This is a genomic window from Francisella sp. SYW-2 (assembly GCF_008711475.1).
Classification (GTDB): Bacteria; Pseudomonadota; Gammaproteobacteria; order Francisellales; family Francisellaceae; genus Francisella; species Francisella salimarina.
On sequence record NZ_VXKO01000023.1, the window covers coordinates 1 to 24,474 of the forward strand.

A 24,474-nucleotide genomic window follows, 5' to 3' on the forward strand; every position below is an offset into this window, starting at 1 on the left:
AACCTAAGTACCTTGATGACGACGATTGTGTAAATCTATCCTACGACGGTCGCTTAGCTTATAACTAAAGCTTTTCACTTTAATTTGACTCCTTAGGTAAAATTATACTAGGGATTTAACTTACAATACTACGGCTCCGACCGTAGTATCCATTGTTAAACTATAGATTTTCTCCATGGCTTTTGGATTCTATGGTCAAGCCATAGAATGACACTATTTCTTTTTCTGTCATCCTCGTGCTTGACACGGGGATCTCTTAACTACTTAAAATCATTAGTCATACATTTTAAAACTACCTCGTCAGTCTGCGACTGCCACCCCTTCGTACCCGAAATGGAATTAGAAATAGCTTTAAATAAACAAGTCATCCTGAACTTGTTTCAGGATCTCAATGTTATTAATACTTGCTGTGAGATGCTGAAATAAATTCAGCATGACATCTCTTAATTATGAATTCTTATAATTCTCAATATACTCTAAGACAATCTCATGATGATCTTTCGTTTTAAACTTATTAAACACATGGTTTATCTTGCCATCTTTGTCGATAAAGAAGCTAATTCTATGGATGCCATCATATACTTTACCCATAAACTTCTTCTCGCCCCAGACACCAAATTGTTCAGCGACTTTGTGATCTTCATCACTTAGAAGTTGTATTGTTAGGTTATCTCTTTCTTCAAATTTCTTGAGGCGTTTTGGAGCATCTGGACTAATACCAAGAACTACAGTATCAAGCTTAGCTAATTTGTCATTAATGCTACTTAGACCTATAGATTGAGTTGTACACCCTGGAGTCATAGCTTTTGGGTAGAAGTAAATTAAGACATTTTTTTTACCTTTAAAGTCGCTTAGTAATACTTCTTCATTGTTTTGATTTTCTAGTTTAAAGTTTGGAGCTAATTGTCCTTGTTCTAGTGTTTTCATGTATATCTCCTTTATGTATTTATTTCAATCCTCTCAACCAATCCAACCAGCTATCAAAACCAGCACCAGTTTTTACAGATAGCTTAAATATTTTTACATCTGAACGAATTTTTTTAATATTAGCGATACATTCTTGGATATCAAAATCTACATAAGGCGATAGATCAATCTTATTGATAACAACCACATCAGCATAATAAAACATATCTGGATATTTAAGTGGCTTATCAGCACCCTCAGTCGTTGAGATAACAGCTACACGATGTTTTTCACCAAGATCAAACATTGCTGGACATATTAAGTTACCAACATTCTCAATCATCACAAAACCATCTTTGATTTCACCAAGATGTTCAAAAGCATGACCAACCATGTGAGCATCTAGATGGCAAGCTTTACCAGTATTTATCTGATAAGCTTTTGCACCAGCTTTACGGATTCTCTCAGCATCTAGATCTGTATGCTGATCTCCTTCAACAACCGCGATAGGGTGGCTACTACCAAGCTCTTTGATAGTTCTCTCAAGTAGAGAAGTCTTACCAGAACCAGGGCTTGAGACAAAATTTAGCGCAATATTATTATCCTTAGCTAACACTTCTCTATTTTGCTCGGCATATTGATCATTTGCCTCTAAGATTGCTTTTTCTAACTTTACAGCGTCGCCTTCATGACCATGATGATGGTGATGATGATTGCTATCTGTTCCACATCCGCAAGTTGTACACATAATTTACTCCTTAATTAAAAACTATAGATTCTACGAGCATATCTTTACCTTTGAGAATATCTTTCTCAAAACTACCACAGTTTGGGCATTGCTCATATAATCTGGTTAATTCAAATTCATGTTCACAAGCTTTGCACTTTGCTATAGCTTGTTCATGTACTATTTCTAGCTTTGCTTGCTCTAATACACTATCTTTTGCCGCGACTGGAAACCAAAACTCAAAAGATTCAACATCTACACCAGCCAAGTTGCCAATTTTGACAACTACTTTAGATACTTTTTTAGAGTTATTTTCGGCTGCTTTCTTAGCGATATTTATGACACTTTGACACAATGAAAACTCGTGCATTAGGACAAATCCAAAACTACATAACTATATATATATTATACCAAAATATAGGCTGTAAGTATCTGCTGACTTAATGAGGATTAAATTTTGTTGAATTATAAATTATACTATTTCAGTATAGTTTTGAGATCTGTTTGTATATAAATAATTAAAAATTGACAAATAAGTTTGCTGCTTTTATATATTGTTGCCAATCAAAGGTTGTTAGATCATGACCTCCAGATCTTATATGATAACTAACTATACCTATCACTGGTTTGTTAATTGCAGGCTGATTTTTAGGCAGATTTATTGCTTCTCCAAAGAGTTTATACACTGGTGATGTAGCTTTAGCAGCGAGGAATGCACCATTAGGATCAGCCCATTGATCGTCCTCTGCACTAGCAACATATAGTGGTCTAGGAGCAATTAGATCAAGTAACATATGTTGATCTACCGGCAGAGCTTGTGTGTTATTATTATATTTTTTGAAGTTTTTAGAAAACCAGTATGGGAACTCTGTATTTATTGAGTATAAAGTTTCTCCATAGTTTCGTTTTGATAAGCTTGCGCCTCCGGTACCTGAGTCATTAGATATTACCATTGCAAAATTTTGATCTAGTGCTGCTGCCCAAAGCGCTGTTTTACCAAGTCTGGAGTGTCCAAAAACAATAATTTTATTTTGATTGATTAAAGGCTCGTTTTTTAATCCATTAGAGATATTGATTAAACCCCATGCCCAAAGGCTAATTGCTGAGTAATCTTTATAGTTTTTAAGACTTTGAGACACATTATCATAAAGTTTCTGTGCATTATCCGGTGCAATGTCTCCATAATAAGCAGTAACTAGACCGTAACCATTATTAATGATATCTTCTAAGTCAAATCTACTAGATCTATATCCTCTTGATTGAGCTGTAAAATGATTATCAACCAACGCTCCTTTAGGATCTGTAGGTTTAAGACAGGTCACGGGATTTCCCCAGTTATTATTGATTAGTATATCGGGATCGCTAGTTACACTTTGGTTGCCACAGAAATTATATCCCAAAAATATTGGATAATTTTTTTTCTGTTGATTAGGAAGATATATTAGTAAATTTACTTTGGTTTTACCAATATACAAAACAGCCTGTTTTTCTATAGCTTTACCATTTAATGCTTTATCATTTTCTTAAATAACTTTATATCTAAGTTCTAAATTATCTCTTGGGATATCACCGTAAACATTTTGTTTAAATAAGTCTATTATTTGAGCTCTTCGCTCTTGCCATTGTTCTTTTGTAGTGACTTCTTTGCCATCATTCATTATTAAAGCATCAGGAAGCTTATATGTTCCAACTTTAGTTTCATCATAATTTATCTGACCAATAGCGAAACTAACTTTTGAAATAGTTAACAAAAGAGCTAGTGTTACAAAGATTCTAATCATAAAAATAAAGTCACTTTAAAAAGTTAATAACTTAAGTATTACTTGAAAAATCTAGTTTATCAATAATTTTAGTATATACGTTAAAGATGGTTGAAGTAATTATTAAGGGAGTAATCAGCAATGCAAGTGTATATGGATCATATTATCTTTTGGAGATAATAAGGTTTGCAATCATAGCTATAAGAGTGATTATCGCACCAGCTGTTAGTATATATGCCGGAGCTAAATTATTATTTGAGAATTTGATAGTACTGATTACAATCATAGGTGTCAGACCACCAAAGACAGCAAATCCTAAATTATAAGCAAAACCTATACCAGTGTAGCGAATATCTTGCTTAAATAAATCAATCAGCATCGCAGGTATATTGCCCCAACAAAGAGCTACCAAAATAGCACTAAGAACTATAGCGATGAAATAGAATTTTTGATGTGATGTGTATGTAGTATAAATTACAAAACTAAAAGCACAGGTAGCCAATATACTAACTAACAAAATCAAATTTCTACTAACTTTATCAGCAAATAAACCAACAACCACACAAAGAATAGAAATAATAATCACACCAAGACTATTAATCCATGTGAAGTTATCTAAGTGAAGATTTAGAATAGTACTAAAATATGCCGGTAATAACAAAAATAGTGTCACAAAACAAAGAGCGCCAAATGACACGATAATTGTTGAATAGATCAAGTTCCAGCGATGAGTTAGAAACATCTTTGTAATCGGTAGAGAAAACTCTTCATTCACAAAAGGGTTAAATTCTTTGATATCAATAAGCTGACGTCTAAGATAGTATGCAACAAGCCCAAATAGACCACCTAATATAAAAGGTATACGCCAACCATAGGCAAGCATATCTTGACTTGTGAAGAACTCTAATAGCAAACTTTCAACTATAAATCCTATCGCTACACCAAGTATCAAGAATCCAAAAATTACCGCAGTCATAAAGCCACGCTTCTCAGGAACAGCCTCACCAACATAGGTAATAGCACCTGGTATCTCGCCACCAACTGATATTCCTTGAGCTATTCTGCATAGTACTAACAATATAGGTGCCATAATCCCAATACTACTATAAGTAGGCAATATACCAATCAAAAATGTTGATAATGCCATAATCAAAATAGAGATTGTAAAAGTCTTTTTCCTTCCATATTTATCACCAAAATGACCAAAAATAATGCCACCAAAAGGTCTAGCAAGATAGCCAACAGCATAAGCACTGAATGCGATTAATAAAGATGTAATTGCTGACTGAATAGGGAAGAAAAGCTTAGAAATATAACTAGCAAGTAGAGCGTAGATAATAAAATCATAAAACTCAAGCATACCGCCTAAACTTGATAGTAATAGTGCTTTACGTTGATTTTTTTGTAACATATTTATTATTAGATCCTCTGTATATTAATTACTTCATTCTAGCTAAGATATTATCTTTTACTATTAACTGGTGGTGTAGAGCAGCAGCTATATGTAGTACTACTAGCACTAATAAAACTGAAGCAAAGATATAGTGATAACTAAAGATTTTGCTACCTAATTCAAAGTTTGGAGTTATGATCTCTGGAAATGGTATCACAAAGAATATCTTCCATGGGTAGCCCATTAGCATCGAGCCAACTACTCCCGAAAAAGCCATACCAAAAGCTGAAATATATAAGCCAAGATGCACTATTTTAGCTATGATTAATTGTAGTAATGGTAGTGGTGGGTTATATGGTGGTTTGATACTAAAAAACCTAGCAACAACTAAAAGAGGTATCACAAAGAAAATTACTAAACCAAAAGATTTATGCAAAGTCATAATCCATCTTGAATCAAATAAATCATAAGCATAACCGAAGCCCAAAATAAGTTGAGCTATTATCAAAAAAGCCAATAAGCTATGTAGAACCCTAACAGGTAGACTGTATTTCATAATCATAGATAAGTTAATAGAGTGTTTTTTGATTGTATAGTATTTACAAACTTTTGAGAAATATTTTAATCTGGAGTATGCCAAATCTTTCTAAATTCTTTGATGATTTGATCATGACGTAATAGAAAATCATCAGTATCGTATTTTTCATCATATTTCTGGGTTTTAACAACTCTTTTATCTTCATTAAGAATGATTTTATTGGTGATACTAAAGACTATATCTGCGATAGGTTTGATGATTTTACCAGTCAAAAATTTACGATAGTTTACTAAATATAGCTTTGTTTGATGCTCATTAATAGGCACAAAATAAACACAGATTTTAAGTTTATCAGCATTATTAAGTAACCAAAAATTAGGAAAGATGTACTTTAGCATTAAACGTTGGTTTTTTAGTGCTTCTATATATTCATCACTTATATTTAGTTTTATATCTTGAGGGATTTTGTATCCTCTGCCGATAGATCTCTTATGCACAGTAGCTAAGTGAGTATAATCAAGTTGGTTCTCGATACAGTGGCGGATATTGTTGTTCCATGTGTCAGTCAAAAGAGAGTACTTACCAACAAAATCATTATATAGGTTTTGTGCAAATTCAAAAGCGTAGCTATTATCTAGTTCTTCATCAAAAACATTTATCCAAATCATGTCAGCGACAATTTTTGTTGGATAGCTTTTTACCTGTAGTTTTGGGATAGCGCCTTGAGTTTCTGGTGTGTATATACAGTTGCCTTGTGCGTCAAATCTAAAGCCATGAAAAGGACAAGCTATAGCTCCGTCACATACTTTGCCTAAACTTAATTCTGCACCACGATGAGGACAGCGATTTTCCATAGCTATTATTTTCTCAGCATCTTTCCATAAAACAAGATTTTTACCGAGTCTCTCTAGCTTGATAGGTTTAGATTTGATTTCTTTGATATGAGCTATAGCATACCAAGCTTTGGGAATGTTATTTATCATTGAGCACAAAAATTAGTTTTTGCATGAGTAGAATTATACCTCAAGCTATTAGATAATTAATACTATTGAAATCTTTTAGATACTATAAATATGAGTGCAAACCAAAATAATCAAGAGATAGTCGGAGGGTTAACTCTCTTTGCTGCAGCTTTTGTTGCAATACTTATAAATAACTCACCATTATCTATCTACTATGGAATGCTTGAGACAATCAATGTCAAACTAGGAATTGAAAATCTCGTTATCGACAAAAACTTGATGCATTGGATTAATGATGGTTTGATGGCCATATATTTTTTATATATTGGTTTAGAAATCAAAAGAGAGATAATCTCTGGGGCATTATCAAAGCCTTCTAATATTATAATACCGGCTATAGCAGCTCTTGCAGGATTAGCAGTTCCAAGCTTGATATATTTATCAATTAACTATGATGCTAATATCACAGGTTGGGCAATACCTTCTGCAACAGATATAGCATTTACTCTAGGTATATTAGCCCTACTTGGTTCAAGAATCCCAGCAAAGCTAAAGCTATTGGTTATTACAATCGCTATTTTTGATGATATAGCTGCAATAGTAATTATTGCGATATTTTATACCAAGTCACTATCGTTACTTTCGCTATCTTTAGGGACTCTTTTTATATTGGCGATGATTATTTGTAATAGAGTATTTAAAGTTAATAGAAGTTCTGTATATGTGGTTCTTGGTTTTTTTGCTTGGTTTTGTACGATTAAGTCTGGAGTTCATGCAACTTTGGCAGGTTTTACAACAGCGCTGTGTATTCCTTTTATAGAGAATGACAAAGATTCTCCAGCTAATTTTATGGAAGAGTCTCTTCATCCTTGGGTTATCTATTTTATACTACCTATATTTGCATTTGCTAATGCTGGTATCAATTTCTCAGGGATGAGTGTTTCTATAATATTTGAGCCAATTACATTAGGTATTATATTGGGATTATTTGTCGGTAAGCAGTTAGGTATTTTCTCCATATTAGCTATTTCAAAGAAGCTGAAACTATTTAAGCTAGGAGAGTCTTTTTCGAGTTCTCAGATATATGGTATAAGCCTTTTATGCGGCATAGGTTTTACCATGAGTTTATTTATTGGAACTCTCGCTTTTGATGATAATCATACTCTTAATGCGATCAAAGTAGGTGTGATATTAGGTTCTTTACTCTCAGGAGTTTGTGGTTATATAGTTCTAAGGTTTATAGCTAGAAAACCTCACTAATATAACTGTATAAGTATTTTTAATATATAATGAAATTATGATGATTCAACTCTAGTTGATTAAATGTTTGAAAGAAACTCACAACAAAATCAATCTACAAAATTCTGCTTAATGAGTTGGAACTCATACAAAATTGACTATAAAGATACAGAAGCATTCAAAGCTTATATCAGACATACATACTTTAATCACAATATTGATATCTTTTGTCTACAAGAAGCAGTACATCAGCATGATACTAAGTTTCCTATCGACAAATTTGATATAAACTTCGCATCTAATATTGTATTACGTTCACATAATTATGGGGTAGCTACAGTTAGTCATTTCCCAGTGATAAAAAATGTCAAAATACTTACAACTCATCGAGAGTCTGTAATAAATACTCACAAAGCTTCTTTGATTACACATTTAAATATAGCGGGCACAAAAGTTGTTGTTGTGAATATCCATGCAATCAATTTCAAAAGTAATAAAGTTTATGAATATGAGTTTGAGAAAATAAAAGAATATATCTCTCCAGAGAAATATAAGCATCCTATTATAATTGCAGGGGATTTTAATACTTGGAATAGAAGACGAGTTAAATTAATCAAAGATTTCTGTAGAGAGTTTAGCTTTAAAGTGGCTTTTATAGATGAGCCTCAATTAGTCAAATCTTTTCAGAGCAATCATTTAGATTTTGTATTATACAGAGCTCTAAACCTTGAAAAAGCATCTGTTTTAGATTGCAAAAAAATATCAGATCATAATCCAATTATTGCGGAGTTTTGTATCAAATAAATATTTGATTAACCACCATAAGACTTAGTTTTATCGTTGATGATGTCATAGCAAAGATCAGTCAACTCAGCGACAGAGTAATCTTTTGGATCAATAGGTTTTCCAAAAGACATTCTAGCGATACCAGGCTTCACAAAGTCACCTTTTTTACGTCCAAAATATACTCCAAAGTTATGAGCCACAGGGATTATAGGAATATTTGATACTTTAGCTAGTTTCATTGCAGAGCGATGAAATTTTGGATATTCACCAACAGGTACTCTTGTACCCTCTGGGAAGATTATAATGCTTAAATTTTTATTTTCTATTCTATCTTTGCCATCCTCTAAAACTTTTTTGATTGCAGAAAGACCTTTTGATCTATCTACACCAATAGCTTCAGCAAATATGTTTGTCTTACCAAAAATTGGTTTTTCTAGTAACTCTTGCTTCATCACAAAGCAACAATCATGAACAAGACCATAAAATACAAAAGTCTCTAACATTGACTGGTGTTTAGAAACATAAATACAGGGATAGTCTGGAATATTTTCTTTACCTTCAATTTTTACATATATTTGTAGTATGACTAGAGTTCCTAAGCGATATAGACAAGACCATATCCAGCAAACAAATAATCTAACTTTTAATGATGCTCCTAATACGCCAACAGTATTCATAAGTAAACAAGAAAATAATAATACTATATACCCGTAAACCTTGAAAACCTGCATTCTTGCTAATAATAGTAGATGAATAATTTTTTTCATCTGATGGACCTCTTCTTAACCTTTAAACTCTTTTGTTTTTTCTGTTATTACCTTATGGCAGTGAGTAGTCAGAGTCTTTGAGTCAAAATCTCTAGGATCAATGCGTTTACCAAAATCCATTCTAGCAATACCTGGCTTAATAACTTGCCCCCATTTCTTAGGGAAAAATCTCCCAAAGTTGTGAGCTACAGGAATAATATAGGTGTTAGCATCAGCTGCTAGCTTCATTGCAGAGCGCTGAAACTCTGGATACTCTCCAACTTCAACTCTTGTACCCTCTGGAAAAATTACAACATTTATGCCATCAGCTAAGCTTTGTTTACCGTCAGTGACTACTTTTTTTAGTGACTCTCTAGGCTTATCTCTATCTATAGCGATACTGCCTAAGTTTTTCATTGCTGTACCAAAGATTGGAGCATCAAAAAGCTCTTTTTTCATGATAAAGTGACACTTACCAATCAAGCCATAAAACATAAATGTTTCTAGCATTGATTGATGCTTAGACACGTATATGCAAGGATAATCTTTGTCGATATTTATACGACCTGTTACACGGATGTATACTTGTAAAAAAACAAGCATACCTATCCAATAAAGATAAGTCCAAACTTTACAAACCGCCATTCTCCAAGAAATGGGAAGGTTAAAAAAAGTAAATATATTTATAAGTATGCTACTACCACCAATAACAGCAAACGAATAGAGTTGGAACGCAGTCATCCTGGCCCACATCAGTATATTCCAAATCTTTTTTAAAAAAGATTTCATCAAAAACTCTCCATAAATTTTAGTAGGTTTATTTAACTATCAGTTTGTACTAAAGCTTAAAATCATTGGTATCATTATACACTTTTTATAAATAGCTGCCGACAAAAAAATAAGCTTATGAAGAAAATAAGATAAGATTCTTAGATAAAAATGAAAGATTATTTTTCTAAATATTTTAACTTATCTGGAACAGATGCCCAGTTGTCAGCGTCCTCACAAGGGTCGCATTTCTCTACGATATTTGGCCAAATACCAGCAAGCTCTCTGTTTAGATCAAGCATCTGCTCTTGGCTCTCCGTAAGATCATCGCTAGATTTGATAGCATCAACAGGACACTCAGGCTCACATAGAGCACAGTCGATACACTCATCTGGGTTTATTACCAACATATTAGGACCTTCATAGAAACAGTCAACAGGACATACTTCTACACAGTCACCATATTTACATTTGATACAATTTTCAGTAACTACAAATGGCATTTTATTAAATCCTTTCGTTATTTTACTTTTGTTAAAAGAAACCCACAAATTATAGCATAGATATGAAAAAGGTAAATATTAATCTATTTTGGCAGATTATCTCTCCCAGAGTTAACGTTTTGTATACTGCTAAAGCATAAAATAAAAGAGCTAAAGTTAGAAATATTCATTAACAAGTGATAGTATTAGCATAATATTTATAATAATGTTTTGGTTAAAAATGAAAGCTGAACTTGACCCAAGAAAATTAATCGCTGCGACAACGATATCTGTAGCGGTTTTATTTTTTGTAACATATCTTGTATCTATTGCTGATGGTAATAACACCTTATGTAATCCATTTATTTCTGGCTGTTCTGATATTACTCATGCTGGGTTTACATCGTATGAGAAGTATATGCTTAAGGCTATACTAATACCGACTGCTACGCTTATGGCAGTGATTTTCTTTTTTATCACACAGTTACTTGTTCAAATAAGTGATAATAAAAAATCAATAATTAAGCAAGGTAAGATTATGCTTTTCTTAGCATCTGTTGGTTGTATTGGCTTAATCATTGGGACTTCAGTAATTGATGGTCAGCAGACTCTCATGAAAGTTCACCTAAAGGGCGTTGCTGTGTTCTTTGTGCTAATGAGTGTTTGTCAGGTTTGGTATACAATTATCGAATATAAATATTCAGATCGACTTAATAAAGTACCACTTATTTTGCGTAGATTTGCCATTTTTATAACGGCAGCTTTTTCGATATGGTCAGTATTTATGGATCAGACAACAGTTAATCATAATATTGTTGAATGGTGGGGTGTTTATGCTCTTATTTTCTGGTTCTGGACATTTTCTATTACTAAAATTAAGTAGCCCTTTTACAGCACAATTGTCTTTTTATTTGTGATTCTCTAAACTTATTACTATCGTATCAAACTAGTTGGCATCTTTTATGTCTATAGCATCGTTGTTTAGTAACTCTAACCTTAATCAATATATAAATGAGAATTCAGTAAAACTAGATAAAACTGCACAGGATCTCTTTGATAAAGCAGCAAATGATGAGTTAAGTCATATGCTTAGCTCACCTAATCAGCTACAGCTTATTAGTCTTTTTATCAAAATGATTCGTGCGAAAAATGTTTTAGAAATCGGTGTTTTTAGAGGTTTTTCAACATTGATTATGGCTCAAGCATTATCCTCTGAAGGTAAACTAGAAGCCTGTGATATTAGTTATGAATATATCAAGCCATACAAACACTTTTGGCAAGAAGCAAACGTTGAGCATAAAATTAATCTTAATATTGCACCAGCTTTAGAAACTTTAGAAAGGTTTGAAAAGCAAGCTAAGAAGTTTGACTTTGTATATATAGATGCGGATAAGCCAAATTATATTAACTACTATGAAAAAGCTTTAAATTTGATAAATTCAGGTGGAGTTATCGCAATAGATAATGTGCTTTGGTCGGGTAGGGTTGCAGATGATTGTAATAATGAGCAAAACACCTTGATTATAAGAGAGTTAAATAAATTAATTTATAATGATAGCAGAGTGGAAGCTTGTATTATTCCTATAGGAGATGGTATCAACCTAGTTAGGAAGCTTTGATTTTTATGCTAGATAAATTTTGCTTAGGGCTTTTTTAGAAGCATCTAAAGCTTGTTGTGTTGATTGACCCTTAGCTAAAACTACTCCCATGCGACGCTTACCATGAATTTCTTTTTTGCCAAAAATTCTAATATCTATACTTGAGTCAGCTAGAGCTTCATCAATCCCTAATATACTTGGATCTGTAGATTCTCCTTCAAGTAATATAGCAGCAGATGATGAGGGTTGAAGAGTTTGTATTTGTGGTATTGGTAACCCTAATATTGCACGCAGATGTAATTCAAACTCATTAATGTTTTGTGATATGAGTGTTACCATGCCTGTATCGTGAGGACGAGGAGAGACTTCATTAAAAAATACTTCATCACCCTTTATAAATAACTCAACACCAAAAACTCCATATCCTCCTAGCGCATCTGTGATCTCTTTGGCTATCTTTTGAGATTTCGCTAGAGCTATATTCGACATTGCATGAGGTTGCCAAGAGAATCTATAGTCACCATCTTTCTGGATATGTCCGATAGGATCACAAAATGAAGTACCATCTTTATGTCTAACAGTTAGAAGTGTAATCTCATAATCAAAATCTATAAATTGCTCTACAATTACACCTTTAGCATGACCTCGAGAGCCACTTTGGGCATAATCCCATGCTTTTTGAACTTCGTTATGTTCCTTGACCATAGATTGTCCTTTACCTGATGAGCTCATTACTGGCTTAATTACAAATGGTAGTCCTATAGTCTCAACAGCATCAAGATATTCTTTTTCACTATTTGCAAAAGCAAATTTAGATGTCGCTAGACCAAGTTCATTAGCTGCTAGAGATCTTATACCTTGACGATCCATAGTGAGCTTTGTAGCTTTGGCACATGGGACAATATTGAAGTTATGAGCCTCCAATTTTACTAATATATCAGTATTTATAGCTTCAATTTCAGGAACTATATATGTTGGTTTTTTTGCTAATATTAGTTGTTCAAGAGCATCAGCATTCAGCATATCTATAACGAAACTCTCATGTGCTACTTGCATAGCAGGGGCATTTTCATAACGATCTACTGCTATGGTATGTATACCTAGTCTCTGAGCTGCTATGATAAATTCTTTACCAAGCTCACCTGAGCCAAGTAGCATGATTTTAATCTTTGGTGTTTTGCTATACATAATCAGTTATTCTTATAAAAATAATATTTAAATAATACTATATATCTAGAATTATATAAAAAATTATAACGATGAAGTTAATTTTAAGGACTTAATTATTACTATACTGTTTGTATATCTTTATACCGTTTTTAATTTGCTCATCAGTTGTAGGGATATTTAGCTCTTCACCGGCAAAGATAGTATCGTTAATAATATCCGGATCATCTTTTAGATTTAACCCTTTGATTGAGAGAATTAAATCATAATTACTATAATCATCGTTATTATCAATTTTATCTAAAACCATCTGTGCAATTTTATATAATGAGTCACCAGATTTTATTATATATGTTTTATTATTTACCTGTGCTTGAGGAGATAGATTCTTAGACTCTATATTATTACTTTGATCTTGGTTTTTTTGCTCTAAAATTGTTGACGGCTGACTCTCTAGTACTGTTTTATTATGCTCATTATCTTGCTTCTCTGACTTTGTTGTAATATCAGGAGATTTTTCTATTTGAGGCTTTATAATCTCGGAGCTACTATCTGATTCTCTTATGTTATTATCAATTGCTTGCTTTGAAACTGTATTTTTTTGAGTTATTGGAAGCTTATCAGTTGCTCTACTGTAGAGCAGTGGCTGACTTTTTTGAATAAAGCTTTCATAGTTTGTTGTTGCTAATGTATTTAGACTTTTATCGTTTGATTGGGTGTTTGGTGAGTGGGAATTAGCTATTTTTTTCTCAATAATGTTAGATGATAAGTATATTATTAGTAAAGATATGCTAATAATAGCTATACGATTAAAGTAGTCAAAAAGCTTCATTTTCCCATACTTGGCTTTCTTGTAGTACAGTATATCTATACTGTTTAATATATAAGTTATATGGTTTTTTGGGATGTTAAGATACTCACAGTATCGCTTTATTCTATCTTTTAATATGGTTGAGGGCTGTTGAGTGATTTTATAACTATCTCCTTGTTCTATAATTATTATAGTTTCTTCAGGTATGTTAATCGCATCAGCAACAGTCGTTATACTTAAGCCTTTGTACTCTCTATATGATCTAATAATTTCTTGGAAGTTGCTCATGTTTTGATGATTAAGCTTAAGTTTCTTAAATTATATATTAGGTATTTGTTAGAGTAAACTATAGCTATTTTATCGTTTTAATAACAGATTTTTATTTCACTAGTGATTTGCTTACAAATTATATTTAAAAATATATCGAATATCGCAAATATTAACAACTAAGTAATTTAAAAATGTCGAAGTTGCTAACTAATAAAAGCTAAGAGATAAGTACAGTTTTGTTTTTTTAGAAAAGACTACTTCTTTGCTAGAGGATAGAACTCAGTAATCTGTTTACCAAAGTCTAGAGGGTCAACTGTTGAAGGGTTCTGTCCTAAAGACCAAACCATAAATCCAGAGAAGTTATCATAACTATTAAGAGCAGAACCTTCGCTATCTCCTGTAGTATATGCTGCCTTTAACTCTTCTGGTGTAGCGTAGCTATGTTCACTAGGAGCAAAGTCATCACCTATAACTATTTTTGTTTTTGTATTGTTAGCAGTCTTCAGTGAGTCTGATGCTATTTTCATTGATAGCGTTGGTGCTTCATTTGTCCAGTCTGGGGCTTTATTATTGTAGTTTTGAATTAGAAGAGCATCAAAACAGACATTACCACCGCAAGCATCAGTAGGAAGCATATCTTTGAAAATATTGTAAGCGCCACCTGTTGCTGTCCAGTATATGTTTGCAGGAACTCCTGTATCTATATATGTTTGAGGAGCTGCTGTGATGTAGAAGCCTCTTGGGAATTTGTCTTTCATTTTATCACTTTCTGCATACTCACGCATTTTTGATATTACATCTTTGATTTGATTTTGCCATGTAGCAGTACCTTTTATAGAAGACCCTTCAAGATCAAAATCAAAACCATCCATGTTGTTTTCTGCAAGGTAGTTTACAATATTCTCTGCTAATACCGTATTATCGTTAGATAGTGTTGGATTCCATGTGTTTGTTAGTCCACCCGTAGATGCTATAAATAGAGCACCTTTAGCATGAACTTTTGCTATCGCTTGACTGAGATACTCAGGGTTCACAGGATCATAGAATCCTTGCACATCAGTCCCAGAGACTTTCAAAAACCCAGGGATTATTACATTGTAGTAATCGGCAAAATCACTTAATTTTTCTACCAATTCTGGACTTTGACCCCAAGTCCAAGTACCCCAGTATCCAACCATAGATTTCTCTGGCCAAGCACCTGCAGCTTCGTAATTAATTGTGTCATTACCTTTAATTTGACCATCTACGATAGTTATACTATTTGCTTGATAAGTAGTACCTCCTGATTTAAATGTGCTAGGTTTAATAATAAACTCTCCTCTTGATGGGATGCTTGTTGTATTTGAACCATTGTCTAAGTTTATAGAGTCACCATATACATCTCCAGTAGAAGATATTCTCTGTGCATTCACTGTCTTAGTTGGTGTAGCATCTTCAGGGAACTTGACATTGAAGCTAACATTAGCAGGTTTAACATCTTCTGCTTCAAATGCTATATTTAAATTTATATTTTTACTTTCTTCATTAACTTCAATAGGGTTAGGTGTAATAGTTTTAGCAACGTAGTTCGTTGAGCCATCAGAGCTTAAGACATTACTAACTGAAACATTATGAGAACCCTTCGCTACTGTTATAGGAGTTGGGTCGTTAGGATTTACAGTATATGTTTGAGAATCAATTTTAATCTCGATTTTATCTATAGTTTGAGGTAGACCTGTTGTTTTGACATTTACTTGAGTTTGAATTATGTCTCCACATAATGTCCAAAAATCAGGAGCTTCTTTGGGTGACTGATCAGTCCACCATTTCATATTTTCATAAATACTTCCTTCAAATCTAACGAAAGCTTTGGCAGAGTAGCCTGATGCTGCAGGAGTATATTCTTGTACATTACTTGGTATAGCATCACATTTACCTGGAGATGGAGGTGTTGCTTTCTTGTATTTTAATGGCACATTAGTGGAGTCTTTAGTCATATCAAAGAAGTCAGGAGAAATTGAGCCACTGGTTACACTAATTATGTAATGGGTAGGCTGACTATCAGAGTATGGTAAAGTCACCTGATTATTTACAACTGTATAAGATGTATTGTTTGCTGAGAATTCAATTTTTGCATCACTAGGTAAACTATCTCCTGATATTTTAACGGAAACCGTTTTCTCTGCAGTTGGTTCTGGAGATGGACCAGGATCTTTGCATCCTTCTGTCCAAGCTTCTTGCCAAGCAGTACCTTTGCCTGGCTCATAAGCCCAAGCAGCTGAAGAAGAGCACCATCCAGGGATATTACATACATAGCAAGATTCTGCATTATTAACTTCTTGACCTTTAGAGTAGCTGGTCCCAGCTTTATAGTCTACAGCTGAAGCATAACCTGTAGCTCCATATGTTGCCAACAATGAACTGAGTAAGAGTTTTTTATATTTTAGATTCATATAATTTCTCCAAATATGGTCTTTTAAATTTTATATAAAAATAGGTTACTATTATATAATTTAACCAAAGAATAATAAATTGGTAAAAATTGATAAGTATTTATCAATTTTTATCAACTAAAAAGAGAAAATTAAAGGAATATACAGTAGAATTTATTTAGAAAAAGTAATATTGTTGTCAGCGTCGGTATCAATAACTATTTTATCTTCAGCTTTAAATTCTCCATCGAGTAACTTAAGAGCAAGAGGATTTTCTAAGTTATTTTGTATAGCTCGTTTTAATGGTCTAGCACCAAATACAGGATCAAAACCAGCATCTGCTAACTTATCCATAGCTTTTGGTGACACCTCTAGAGCAATCTCTAAATCAGTTAAGCGTTTTTCTAAACGCTTGATTTGTATCTTAGCGATTTCAGTTATCATCTCTTTGTTCAGTGGTTCAAATACAATAGTATCATCAACTCTATTTACAAATTCTGGTCTGAAGTGGCTAAGTACCATTTCCATTACAGCGTCTTTGACTGTGTCATAGTCTTGACCTTGCATTTCTTGGATTCTATGCGAACCAAGGTTAGATGTCATAACTATTACAGTATTTTTGAAGTCTACTGTTCTACCTTGACCATCAGTTAGTCGCCCATCATCTAATACTTGTAGCAAGATGTTAAATACATCTGCGTGAGCTTTTTCAACCTCATCTAATAAGATTACAGAATAAGGCTTTCTTCTAACATGCTCAGTTAGGTAACCACCTTGCTCATAACCTACATATCCTGGAGGAGCACCGATTAGTCTAGCTACAGAATGTTTCTCCATAAACTCAGACATATCTACTCTAAGCATTGCATCTTCATCATCAAATAAGAATTCTGCTAATGCTTTTGTAAGCTCAGTTTTACCTACACCCGTTGGACCTAAGAACATAAATGAACCTATTGGTCTGTTTGGATCTGATAATCCAGAACGAGATCTTCTTACAGCATTAGATACTGCTTTTATCGCTTGATCTTGTCCAATTACTCTTTTATGTAGGAAGCTTTCCATGTTTAGAAGCTTATCTTTTTCTCCTTCCATCATCTTAGATACAGGTATACCCGTAGCTTTAGAAACTACATCGGCAATTTCATTTTCTGTAACAGATGTTCTAACAAGCTTATTCTCAGAAGGTTCTGCCTCAGTTTCTTCTATTTGTTTTATTTGAGTTTCAAGTTCAGGTATTACACCATATTGTAGTTCTGACATCTTTGTCAGATCACCAGCTCTTTGGTATTTTTCTAGTTCAAACTTAGCTTTTTCAAGTTTTTCTTTAAGCTTACTAGCTCCTTGCATCTTAAGCTTCTCTGCTTTCCATAGTTCTTCAAAGCCTTGATACTCAGACTCTAAGCCTTTGATTTCAGCCTCTAGTATTTCTAAACGCTTCTTGGTGGCGTCATCTTTTTCTTTTTTTAACTGCTCACGTTGCATTTTTAGCTGAATAATTCTACGGTACAAGCTCTCCATTTTTTCAGGTTTAGAGTCTATTTCCATACGAATTTGGCTAGCTGCTTCATCCACTAAATCAATAGCTTTATCAGGCAGTTGTCTATCTGTGATATATCTATGTGATAATGTAGCAGCACTCACAATAGCAGAATCTGTAATGTTTACACCATGGTGCAACTCATATCTTTCTTTCAGACCTCTAAGTATAGCAATAGTATCTTCAACAGTTGGCTCATCAACAAGCACTTTTTGGAATCTTCTTTCAAGCGCAGGATCTTTTTCAACATACTCACGATATTCATCTAAAGTCGTTGCACCAACACATTTTAGCTCACCTCTAGCCAAAGCAGGTTTTAGCATGTTGCCAGCATCCATCGAGCCTTCTGCTTTACCAGCACCAACCATAGTATGTAACTCATCTATAAATAGAATCACATTACCTTCTTGTTTTGATAATTCTTTTAAAACAGATTTTAATCTCTCTTCAAAATCTCCTCTAAATTTAGCACCAGCTAATAATGCACCCATATCTAGAGATAGAACTTTTTTACCTTTTACGCCTTCTGGGACTTCATTATTAATTATTCGTTGAGCTAAACCTTCTACAATAGCAGTTTTACCAACACCAGGCTCACCTATAAGCACAGGGTTGTTCTTAGTTCTTCTTTGTAATACTTGTATAGTCCTACGTATTTCACTATCTCTACCGATAATTGGATCGATTTTACCTTTTTTAGCTAGATCTGTTAGATCTACTGTGTATTTGTCTAATGCACCTTTCATATCTTCTTGATTTTGACTACTCACTTTTTCCCCTCCACGATAATCATTGACTGCTTTTGTAAGTTTTTCTTTTGTAATGCCAAACTTACTGTACAGACCAGTTAAACTTTTGTCTTCTATAGAAGCTAATAGGAAAATCTCACTTGAGATAAATTCATCACCATTCTTATTAGCTAAATCTTGCATTTTATGTAGTGTGGCTATCAGATCTCTAGATGGCGTGATTTGAGGATTACCTTCTCCAGATAATACAGCAACGCCATCAACCATATCATTGACAGCTTTTACAAACTTCTGTGTATCAACACCACAAACGCTTAATATAGCTATAGCAACGCTATCATTTTGCTCCAAAAGAGCTTTCAGCATGTGTGCTGATGTAAACTCTGTAGCTTTTTGCTGAAAAGCATAAGATTGAGCTTCTGCCAATGCTTCCTGTAGTTTTATTGTAAATTTATTTATATCCATTATTTCCCCCTAAGAAATAGTATCTGTTATATATTTAAGGATACTTTGCTGTTTTTCAAGTAATAAATTATGCTTATTGGAAAAAATATATATATAAGTTTTAGTGTTGTTTTGATGAAGCTCTCCATATGGCTTTACAAGCTTTGTTTAGGTACTATTATTCACACCTGTTATAGAGTTTTATATAAAATATGAATAAAAAAGCTTTCTTTACTTTGATTATTTGCTATTTTTTTTGCAGTGGAGCTTTTGCACAAGAACTAAAGAATATAGTTATCTTTGGTGATAGTTTGAGTGACTCTGGATATGCAAATAATTTTCACAATATAGATAGTGGCTGGCCACTAATTCCTGGCGACTTGAAAGAGGTTAAGCAACCAACCTTCACAAGTCCAGATAAAGGTAACACTGTTTGGATACAGTTTTTGTCTCGAGATAATCAGATTTCATCTACACCAAATAATATTTATACACCAAGTGAAAACATCAACAGATCAGTGAAACCTGTTTTAGATGGCAACAACTATGCTGCTGGAGGAGCTACGACAGTTTGTAAAGGGCTTGGTAATAAGGGTGACTATACTCCACCTCCACTAGGACCTTTGAGAGAGGGTGAAAACTGTCCAGTTGGACAAGAGGATATTCAAAAGCATAACCAAATTGATAGTTATCTAAAGCAACATCAGAACAAGGCAGATCCTGATAGTATTTATATTATTTGGGGAGGAGCTAATAATCTTTTTATTCAATTAGGATATTTCGCAGATAATCGCTCAATATTGTCAAAGATATACTATCTTATGAAATATAAAGTCACAGGTGAAGTATTGCCTGACCATGAGATACTAAAAGTAGAAAGCGCTGCTGAAGATATAGCAAGTGATGTAAGATATTTGATTAAGCATGGAGCAGAACCTAGAAATATATTTGTAGTTAACTTGCCTGATTTAGGTATAACTCCAGCCGTAACAGAAAATGGAATAGATGCTAAGAGTTTTAAAGTGGAGTTATTCAACTCACTATCTAGAGCATTTAATGAGAAGCTTGCAAGCAATATCCTGCCAGATTCTGTAAGTATCATTGATGCTCAAAAGTTTTTCAATACTATTGTTAAAGATAGAAAAATAAAAGTAAATGGTGTGGAGTATAACTTCTCTGATGTAACACACTCTGCGTGTGACTTTGATGGTCCAAATGCTCTTACTTGTATTCCAAAAGATTATGTCAGTGGTAGATATGATAAATATCTTTTTGCCGGACAGGTGCACCCAACTAGCTATACTCATAAAGTTTTGTCTAAGTATATTTATAGTTTCATAACTAAATAGACAAGTTTCTATCTATAGCTATGAAATAATCCTTGTAGCTTGATATCAAGAGTTCTAAAATACAATCTCAAATATTCTATTAAGTTATAAAATGAGTATGTTACAAAATACTTTTACTGGCTGGAGCAAAAGAGAGGTTAGCTGGCTAGTTAGCTGTATAGTATTAACTGTTGTTGCGGCATCTATCAGTGGGAGTAGCGCATTTATACTAGTATTTTCTGTTATCAGCATTACAAACCTGATATTGGCAGCTAAAGGGAAGGTTTTTAACTATGTTTTAGGGCTTATAGCAGCAATTATGTACGCTGTAATCTCGTATCAAAACCAAGTTTATGGTCAATTACTTCTTGCGGTACTTTTTTTGTGTCCAATACAGTTTTATGGTTGGTATAACTGGACTAGACCTAAAAACACAACTAAAGAAAAACATATAAAAATCAAAAAATTAACGAGATTACAGTTTATAAGTATTTTGGTTTTTATAGCTGTGGTATCTACTATATATGGGTACTTTGTTTTACATCTATATTTTGGTCAAAATGTGGGGTTGGTCGCAGATGCTATTGTTGAAGTTACTTCAATTATAGCTTTTATACTTACAGTATTGTTATTTAAAGAGTTTTGGATATTGTGGTTGGCTGTAGATGTTTTGACAATTTCAATTTGGGTTGATGGGATTTTGGATTCAGCAATTACTATTGCAATTATTCCTGTTATTATTACCAAAATTGTAGCATTAATAAATGCTATATATGGTTATGTAATTTGGAGGAAGAATTATAATTTACAGAAGCAAGCTGATCTTTAATTATCTTTAGTTGCGGCTTTCATTTCTTTAACGAAACATTCAAGCTCGCTAAGCATTTTTTCTTTATTTGAGAGATTGGTTTGAATTATTTTTACTGTTGCAGAACCTGAGATTGCACCAGTAGCACCTGCTTTGATAGCTTGTTGTACTTGCTCAGGTTTAGAAATACCAAAGCCTAAGATTGGCTTGGGTGCATTATATTCTCTAAGTTTAGCTAATACATCTTCTACAGGCATATTTGCTGCAGTTTCTGCACCTGTTACGCCAACTCTCGATAGTAAATACGTATAACCACTTCCAAGTTCAGAAATTTGTTTAAGAGTAGTCTCACTAGCATCAGGTGGAGCAATAAATATCTGAGAGATACCTACTTTTTTAGCAATATCACGAAACTCTTTAGATTCATGGGCTGGCACATCAGCTATAAGTATAGAATCAACCCCAGCAGCTAAACATTTTTGATAGAAACTCTCTATACCGTTTGCATAGACTAAATTAGCATAAAGCAATAAGCCAATGGGGATATGAGAGTGTTTTACTCTTATTTTTGTGAGTATATCAAAACAATCTCTAGGAGTTACGCCACTCTCTAGAGCACGAATATTTGCTTCTTGAATTGTTGGTCCATCTGCTAATGGATCTGAAAAAGGTATGCCTAGTTCAAGAGCATCAGCACCTGAGCTAACTAGAGTGTCAATAATCTCAAGAGATAATTCTTTATTAGGGTCACCAAGTGTTACAAAAGGTATAAAAGCACCTTCATTTTTTTTCTCTAAACTTGCAAAAAGGGTTGTATATCTATCCATTACTAAATCTCTCCCTTTTCCTTTAAAATGTCATGTACTGTAAAAATATCTTTATCACCACGCCCAGATAAATTAACAACCAAAAGCTGCTCTTTTTCGGGATTGTTGTAAGCAAGCTCAAGAGCATATGCTAAGGCATGAGATGATTCTAGAGCGGGGATAATTCCTTCTTTTTTGCATAACAATTTAAAAGAATCTAACGCCTCATCATCAGTAACTGAAGCATACTCAGCACGTCCTATTGCTAGTAAATGAGCATGTTGTGGGCCTACAGATGGAAAATCTAGTCCGGCTGATACAGAGTATGATTCTTCAATCTGACCATCAGTATTTTGCATCAATGGTGCTTTCATGCCAAAAAATATACCAGTTTTACCGTGCTTGAGAGGCGCTCCATGTTCACCAGTTTCAATACCTTTACCAGCAGGTTCTACACCTATCAGTTTTACACTGGTTTCATCAATAAAATCAGCAAACATTCCAATAGCATTTGAACCACCACCAACACAGGCAATCACAGCATCAGGTAATCTACCTTCCTTGGCAAGGATCTGTTGCTTGGTTTCTTCACCAATCATTCTTTGAAACTCTCTAACAATTGTCGGAAAAGGGTGAGGTCCTGCAGCAGTACCTAATAAATAGTGAGCTTTATTATAGTTTGCAGACCAATCTCTTAGTGCTTCGTTACAAGCATCTTTAAGTGTTGCTGAACCGCTATGTACTGGTATGACTTCAGCACCCATTAACTTCATTCTAAAGACATTAGGACTTTGGCGTTCCACATCTTTAGCACCCATATATACTCTGCATTTTAGATCAAGTAGTGCACAAGCCAAAGCAGTAGCAACACCATGTTGCCCAGCACCTGTTTCTGCAATTATCTCATTTTTACCCATTCTCTTGGCAAGTAGAGCCTGACCAAGTACTTGGTTAGTTTTGTGAGCACCACCGTGTAGTAGATCTTCACGCTTTAAATATAGTTTGGTTTTTGTGTTTTTGACTATATTTCTAGTTTTTGTCAGAGCTGTGGGCCTGCCCGCATACTCTTTTAAAAGCTCTCTAAACTCCTGTTTGAAAACCTCATCAGCTTGTGCTTTTATAAATTCTTGCTCTAGTTGATCAAGAGCGGGTACAAGTATTTGTGGTACAAATTGACCTCCATACTCACCAAAATAAGCATTTAGTTTTGACATTTAAATACTATGATTGAATTTTAATGCTTTATATTATCGCTAATATTTCTTACAAAGGCTAGCATTGTGACTTCAAAAACTTAATCAGTTCTTTTCATAACAAAATTGTATGTATAATAGTTTTACTTAATGGTAAATATTGCCTAAATATGAAAATTAATAAGTTACTAGTGTCTGGTGGGACTCATGGAAATGAATATACTGGAATATATATAGTCAAGCGTATGGAGAAATACCCCCCTAAAACCAAGTCTTTAGATGTTATACCATTATTGGCAAATCCAGAAGCTTTTGAGATAAGTAAGAGATATAAAGATCAAGATCTAAACCGTTGTTTTTCAGAGGAAGACTTAAAAAAGATCTCGTTGAATAGTTATGAGATGCAAAGAGCTCGAGAAATTAATCAAATGTATGGCTCAGAATCTAATTTTCCAGTTGATTTTTTAGTCGATCTGCATACAACAACTTCAAATCTTGGCAAAACTATTATTACTGACGGTAAAAGTCAGTTTGTTAATAACTTATGCTCTTATTTAGTTGAGCAAATAGATGATCTTAGAGTAATTAAACACGGGAGTATTACAAGTGTGGCAATGAATAATATCGCTCCTATGTCTTTAACTATAGAAATAGGCTCTGTTAATACGAGTATTTATGATCCCAATGCAATTGAGGTAACTACAGAGATTGTTAATGGAATAATAAAGTTTATTGAATTATCAAATAATGGTAATGCTCCTGAAGTCAAGCAGTGTAAGGCGTACGAGCCATTTAAGACTATTCAATACCCGCGAGATAGTGAGGGTAATATCAACGCAGTAATTCATAAAGCTCTTCATGGTAAAGATTTTCAGATTATTAGTAGTGGTAGCCCTATTTTTGAGTTAATAGATGGAGGAGATAGATTGCTAGATATTGAAGGAGAATGGTACCCTATATTTATAAATGAGTCTGCGTACTATGAGAAAGATATTGCTTTTTACCTTGCCAAAGAAGTAGATTTGTATAATGATAGTTAAGA

24 protein-coding genes are annotated in these 24,474 nt (G+C 33.6%); 7 read left to right on the top strand and 17 right to left on the bottom strand.

What is annotated here, in order from left to right; genetic code table 11:
• Nucleotides 1–447: 447 nt before the first annotated feature.
• The 8 genes from bcp to F3D57_RS07550 all read right to left on the bottom strand — a co-directional run bounded on the left by bcp (nucleotide 448) and on the right by F3D57_RS07550 (nucleotide 6,304).
• Entirely contained in the window at nucleotides 448–927 is a 480-nt protein-coding gene (gene bcp, locus F3D57_RS07515; protein ID WP_150465784.1) for a thioredoxin-dependent thiol peroxidase, read from the bottom strand.
• Nucleotides 928–946: 19 nt separating this feature from the next.
• Entirely contained in the window at nucleotides 947–1,654 is a 708-nt protein-coding gene (gene hypB / locus F3D57_RS07520) for a hydrogenase nickel incorporation protein HypB (RefSeq protein WP_150465785.1), read from the bottom strand.
• Nucleotides 1,655–1,664: 10 nt separating this feature from the next.
• Complete coding sequence (gene hypA, locus F3D57_RS07525) at nucleotides 1,665–2,003, bottom strand: hydrogenase maturation nickel metallochaperone HypA (protein WP_042517076.1); 339 nt, start codon at nucleotides 2,001–2,003, stop codon at nucleotides 1,665–1,667.
• Between the two features lie 148 nt (nucleotides 2,004–2,151).
• Complete coding sequence (locus F3D57_RS07530; protein ID WP_150465786.1) at nucleotides 2,152–2,955, bottom strand: hypothetical protein; 804 nt, start codon at nucleotides 2,953–2,955, stop codon at nucleotides 2,152–2,154.
• Nucleotides 2,956–3,156: 201 nt separating this feature from the next.
• The gene (locus F3D57_RS07535; RefSeq protein WP_150465787.1) at nucleotides 3,157–3,414 is read right to left on the bottom strand and encodes a hypothetical protein; all 258 of its coding nucleotides are present in this window, start codon (nucleotides 3,412–3,414) and stop codon (nucleotides 3,157–3,159) included.
• Between the two features lie 142 nt (nucleotides 3,415–3,556).
• Nucleotides 3,557–4,804, bottom strand: a complete 1,248-nt coding sequence (locus tag F3D57_RS07540) for an MFS transporter (protein ID WP_150465788.1) — start codon at nucleotides 4,802–4,804, stop codon at nucleotides 3,557–3,559.
• 28 nt (nucleotides 4,805–4,832) lie between these two features.
• Nucleotides 4,833–5,348, bottom strand: a complete 516-nt coding sequence (locus F3D57_RS07545) for a cytochrome b (RefSeq protein WP_191092373.1) — start codon at nucleotides 5,346–5,348, stop codon at nucleotides 4,833–4,835.
• A gap of 59 nt (nucleotides 5,349–5,407) precedes the next feature.
• Complete coding sequence (locus F3D57_RS07550; protein WP_150465813.1) at nucleotides 5,408–6,304, bottom strand: aromatic ring-hydroxylating oxygenase subunit alpha; 897 nt, start codon at nucleotides 6,302–6,304, stop codon at nucleotides 5,408–5,410.
• 93 nt (nucleotides 6,305–6,397) lie between these two features.
• Here F3D57_RS07550 and nhaA point away from each other — a divergent pair, with 93 nt between their 5' ends.
• Both nhaA and F3D57_RS07560 read left to right on the top strand, forming a co-directional pair.
• Complete coding sequence (gene nhaA, locus F3D57_RS07555) at nucleotides 6,398–7,546, top strand: Na+/H+ antiporter NhaA (protein ID WP_150465790.1); 1,149 nt, start codon at nucleotides 6,398–6,400, stop codon at nucleotides 7,544–7,546.
• A 63-nt stretch (nucleotides 7,547–7,609) separates the two neighbouring features.
• A complete protein-coding gene (locus F3D57_RS07560) occupies nucleotides 7,610–8,329 on the top strand; it encodes an endonuclease/exonuclease/phosphatase family protein (protein ID WP_150465791.1) in 720 nt (239 codons plus the stop codon).
• A gap of 8 nt (nucleotides 8,330–8,337) precedes the next feature.
• On the opposite strand, the gene F3D57_RS07565 is transcribed toward F3D57_RS07560, so the two are convergent.
• The 3 genes from F3D57_RS07565 to fdxA form a co-directional block, all read right to left on the bottom strand.
• The gene (locus F3D57_RS07565) at nucleotides 8,338–9,078 is read right to left on the bottom strand and encodes a lysophospholipid acyltransferase family protein (RefSeq protein ID WP_146421514.1); all 741 of its coding nucleotides are present in this window, start codon (nucleotides 9,076–9,078) and stop codon (nucleotides 8,338–8,340) included.
• Nucleotides 9,079–9,093: 15 nt separating this feature from the next.
• A complete protein-coding gene (locus F3D57_RS07570) occupies nucleotides 9,094–9,846 on the bottom strand; it encodes a lysophospholipid acyltransferase family protein (RefSeq protein WP_146421513.1) in 753 nt (250 codons plus the stop codon).
• Between the two features lie 158 nt (nucleotides 9,847–10,004).
• Entirely contained in the window at nucleotides 10,005–10,328 is a 324-nt protein-coding gene (gene fdxA, locus F3D57_RS07575) for a ferredoxin FdxA (protein WP_013923683.1), read from the bottom strand.
• Nucleotides 10,329–10,548: 220 nt separating this feature from the next.
• On the opposite strand from fdxA, the gene F3D57_RS07580 reads away from it, so the two are divergent.
• Nucleotides 10,549–11,190, top strand: a complete 642-nt coding sequence (locus F3D57_RS07580; RefSeq protein WP_150465814.1) for a hypothetical protein — start codon at nucleotides 10,549–10,551, stop codon at nucleotides 11,188–11,190.
• A gap of 79 nt (nucleotides 11,191–11,269) precedes the next feature.
• The gene (locus tag F3D57_RS07585; protein ID WP_150465792.1) at nucleotides 11,270–11,926 is read left to right on the top strand and encodes an O-methyltransferase; all 657 of its coding nucleotides are present in this window, start codon (nucleotides 11,270–11,272) and stop codon (nucleotides 11,924–11,926) included.
• Nucleotides 11,927–11,929: 3 nt separating this feature from the next.
• Here F3D57_RS07585 and purT read toward each other — a convergent pair whose 3' ends face one another.
• The 4 genes from purT to clpB all read right to left on the bottom strand — a co-directional run bounded on the left by purT (nucleotide 11,930) and on the right by clpB (nucleotide 19,318).
• Nucleotides 11,930–13,093 carry a formate-dependent phosphoribosylglycinamide formyltransferase gene (gene purT, locus F3D57_RS07590; RefSeq protein ID WP_150465793.1) on the bottom strand — a complete coding sequence of 388 codons (1,164 nt, stop codon included), beginning with the start codon at nucleotides 13,091–13,093 and terminating at the stop codon, nucleotides 11,930–11,932.
• A 91-nt stretch (nucleotides 13,094–13,184) separates the two neighbouring features.
• On the bottom strand, nucleotides 13,185–14,171 hold the full coding sequence (locus F3D57_RS07595; RefSeq protein WP_150465794.1) for a helix-turn-helix domain-containing protein: 987 nt from the start codon (nucleotides 14,169–14,171) through the stop codon (nucleotides 13,185–13,187).
• Between the two features lie 236 nt (nucleotides 14,172–14,407).
• On the bottom strand, nucleotides 14,408–16,585 hold the full coding sequence (locus tag F3D57_RS07600) for a glycosyl hydrolase family 18 protein (protein ID WP_191092374.1): 2,178 nt from the start codon (nucleotides 16,583–16,585) through the stop codon (nucleotides 14,408–14,410).
• Nucleotides 16,586–16,738: 153 nt separating this feature from the next.
• The gene (gene clpB / locus F3D57_RS07610) at nucleotides 16,739–19,318 is read right to left on the bottom strand and encodes an ATP-dependent chaperone ClpB (protein ID WP_150465796.1); all 2,580 of its coding nucleotides are present in this window, start codon (nucleotides 19,316–19,318) and stop codon (nucleotides 16,739–16,741) included.
• A gap of 191 nt (nucleotides 19,319–19,509) precedes the next feature.
• Between clpB and F3D57_RS07615 the strand changes: the two genes are divergently transcribed.
• Together F3D57_RS07615 and pnuC are read left to right on the top strand one after the other, a co-directional pair.
• The gene (locus tag F3D57_RS07615; RefSeq protein ID WP_150465797.1) at nucleotides 19,510–20,646 is read left to right on the top strand and encodes an SGNH/GDSL hydrolase family protein; all 1,137 of its coding nucleotides are present in this window, start codon (nucleotides 19,510–19,512) and stop codon (nucleotides 20,644–20,646) included.
• Between the two features lie 91 nt (nucleotides 20,647–20,737).
• Nucleotides 20,738–21,454: a nicotinamide riboside transporter PnuC gene (gene pnuC, locus F3D57_RS07620; protein ID WP_150465798.1), complete on the top strand. Its 717-nt coding sequence runs from the start codon at nucleotides 20,738–20,740 to the stop codon at nucleotides 21,452–21,454.
• Here pnuC and trpA read toward each other — a convergent pair.
• Nucleotides 21,451–22,260, bottom strand: a complete 810-nt coding sequence (trpA, locus tag F3D57_RS07625; RefSeq protein WP_150465799.1) for a tryptophan synthase subunit alpha — start codon at nucleotides 22,258–22,260, stop codon at nucleotides 21,451–21,453. The genes pnuC and trpA overlap by 4 nt on opposite strands.
• Before the next feature lie 2 nt (nucleotides 22,261–22,262).
• Nucleotides 22,263–23,453, bottom strand: a complete 1,191-nt coding sequence (gene trpB, locus F3D57_RS07630; protein ID WP_150465800.1) for a tryptophan synthase subunit beta — start codon at nucleotides 23,451–23,453, stop codon at nucleotides 22,263–22,265.
• A gap of 149 nt (nucleotides 23,454–23,602) precedes the next feature.
• Between trpB and F3D57_RS07635 the strand changes: the two genes are divergently transcribed.
• Nucleotides 23,603–24,472: an aspartoacylase gene (locus F3D57_RS07635; RefSeq protein WP_150465801.1), complete on the top strand. Its 870-nt coding sequence runs from the start codon at nucleotides 23,603–23,605 to the stop codon at nucleotides 24,470–24,472.
• The last annotated feature ends 2 nt before the right edge of the window (nucleotides 24,473–24,474 follow it).

What these genes read in the sequence shown, in the direction of transcription:
- fdxA (WP_013923683.1), bottom strand. Translation starts at nt 10,328, where the DNA reads ATGCCATTTGTAGTTACTGAAAATTGTATCAAATGTAAATATGGTGAC.
- F3D57_RS07600 (WP_191092374.1), bottom strand. Translation starts at nt 16,585, where the DNA reads ATGAATCTAAAATATAAAAAACTCTTACTCAGTTCATTGTTGGCAACA.
- F3D57_RS07545 (WP_191092373.1), bottom strand. Translation starts at nt 5,348, where the DNA reads ATGATTATGAAATACAGTCTACCTGTTAGGGTTCTACATAGCTTATTG.
- F3D57_RS07560 (WP_150465791.1), top strand. Translation starts at nt 7,610, where the DNA reads ATGTTTGAAAGAAACTCACAACAAAATCAATCTACAAAATTCTGCTTA.
- F3D57_RS07585 (WP_150465792.1), top strand. Translation starts at nt 11,270, where the DNA reads ATGTCTATAGCATCGTTGTTTAGTAACTCTAACCTTAATCAATATATA.
- F3D57_RS07565 (WP_146421514.1), bottom strand. Translation starts at nt 9,078, where the DNA reads ATGAAAAAAATTATTCATCTACTATTATTAGCAAGAATGCAGGTTTTC.
- clpB (WP_150465796.1), bottom strand. Translation starts at nt 19,318, where the DNA reads ATGGATATAAATAAATTTACAATAAAACTACAGGAAGCATTGGCAGAA.
- purT (WP_150465793.1), bottom strand. Translation starts at nt 13,093, where the DNA reads ATGTATAGCAAAACACCAAAGATTAAAATCATGCTACTTGGCTCAGGT.
- pnuC (WP_150465798.1), top strand. Translation starts at nt 20,738, where the DNA reads ATGAGTATGTTACAAAATACTTTTACTGGCTGGAGCAAAAGAGAGGTT.
- F3D57_RS07595 (WP_150465794.1), bottom strand. Translation starts at nt 14,171, where the DNA reads ATGAGCAACTTCCAAGAAATTATTAGATCATATAGAGAGTACAAAGGC.
- hypA (WP_042517076.1), bottom strand. Translation starts at nt 2,003, where the DNA reads ATGCACGAGTTTTCATTGTGTCAAAGTGTCATAAATATCGCTAAGAAA.
- F3D57_RS07540 (WP_150465788.1), bottom strand. Translation starts at nt 4,804, where the DNA reads ATGTTACAAAAAAATCAACGTAAAGCACTATTACTATCAAGTTTAGGC.
- bcp (WP_150465784.1), bottom strand. Translation starts at nt 927, where the DNA reads ATGAAAACACTAGAACAAGGACAATTAGCTCCAAACTTTAAACTAGAA.
- F3D57_RS07535 (WP_150465787.1), bottom strand. Translation starts at nt 3,414, where the DNA reads ATGATTAGAATCTTTGTAACACTAGCTCTTTTGTTAACTATTTCAAAA.
- F3D57_RS07615 (WP_150465797.1), top strand. Translation starts at nt 19,510, where the DNA reads ATGAATAAAAAAGCTTTCTTTACTTTGATTATTTGCTATTTTTTTTGC.
- F3D57_RS07635 (WP_150465801.1), top strand. Translation starts at nt 23,603, where the DNA reads ATGAAAATTAATAAGTTACTAGTGTCTGGTGGGACTCATGGAAATGAA.
- hypB (WP_150465785.1), bottom strand. Translation starts at nt 1,654, where the DNA reads ATGTGTACAACTTGCGGATGTGGAACAGATAGCAATCATCATCACCAT.
- trpA (WP_150465799.1), bottom strand. Translation starts at nt 22,260, where the DNA reads ATGGATAGATATACAACCCTTTTTGCAAGTTTAGAGAAAAAAAATGAA.
- F3D57_RS07580 (WP_150465814.1), top strand. Translation starts at nt 10,549, where the DNA reads ATGAAAGCTGAACTTGACCCAAGAAAATTAATCGCTGCGACAACGATA.
- trpB (WP_150465800.1), bottom strand. Translation starts at nt 23,453, where the DNA reads ATGTCAAAACTAAATGCTTATTTTGGTGAGTATGGAGGTCAATTTGTA.
- nhaA (WP_150465790.1), top strand. Translation starts at nt 6,398, where the DNA reads ATGAGTGCAAACCAAAATAATCAAGAGATAGTCGGAGGGTTAACTCTC.
- F3D57_RS07570 (WP_146421513.1), bottom strand. Translation starts at nt 9,846, where the DNA reads ATGAAATCTTTTTTAAAAAAGATTTGGAATATACTGATGTGGGCCAGG.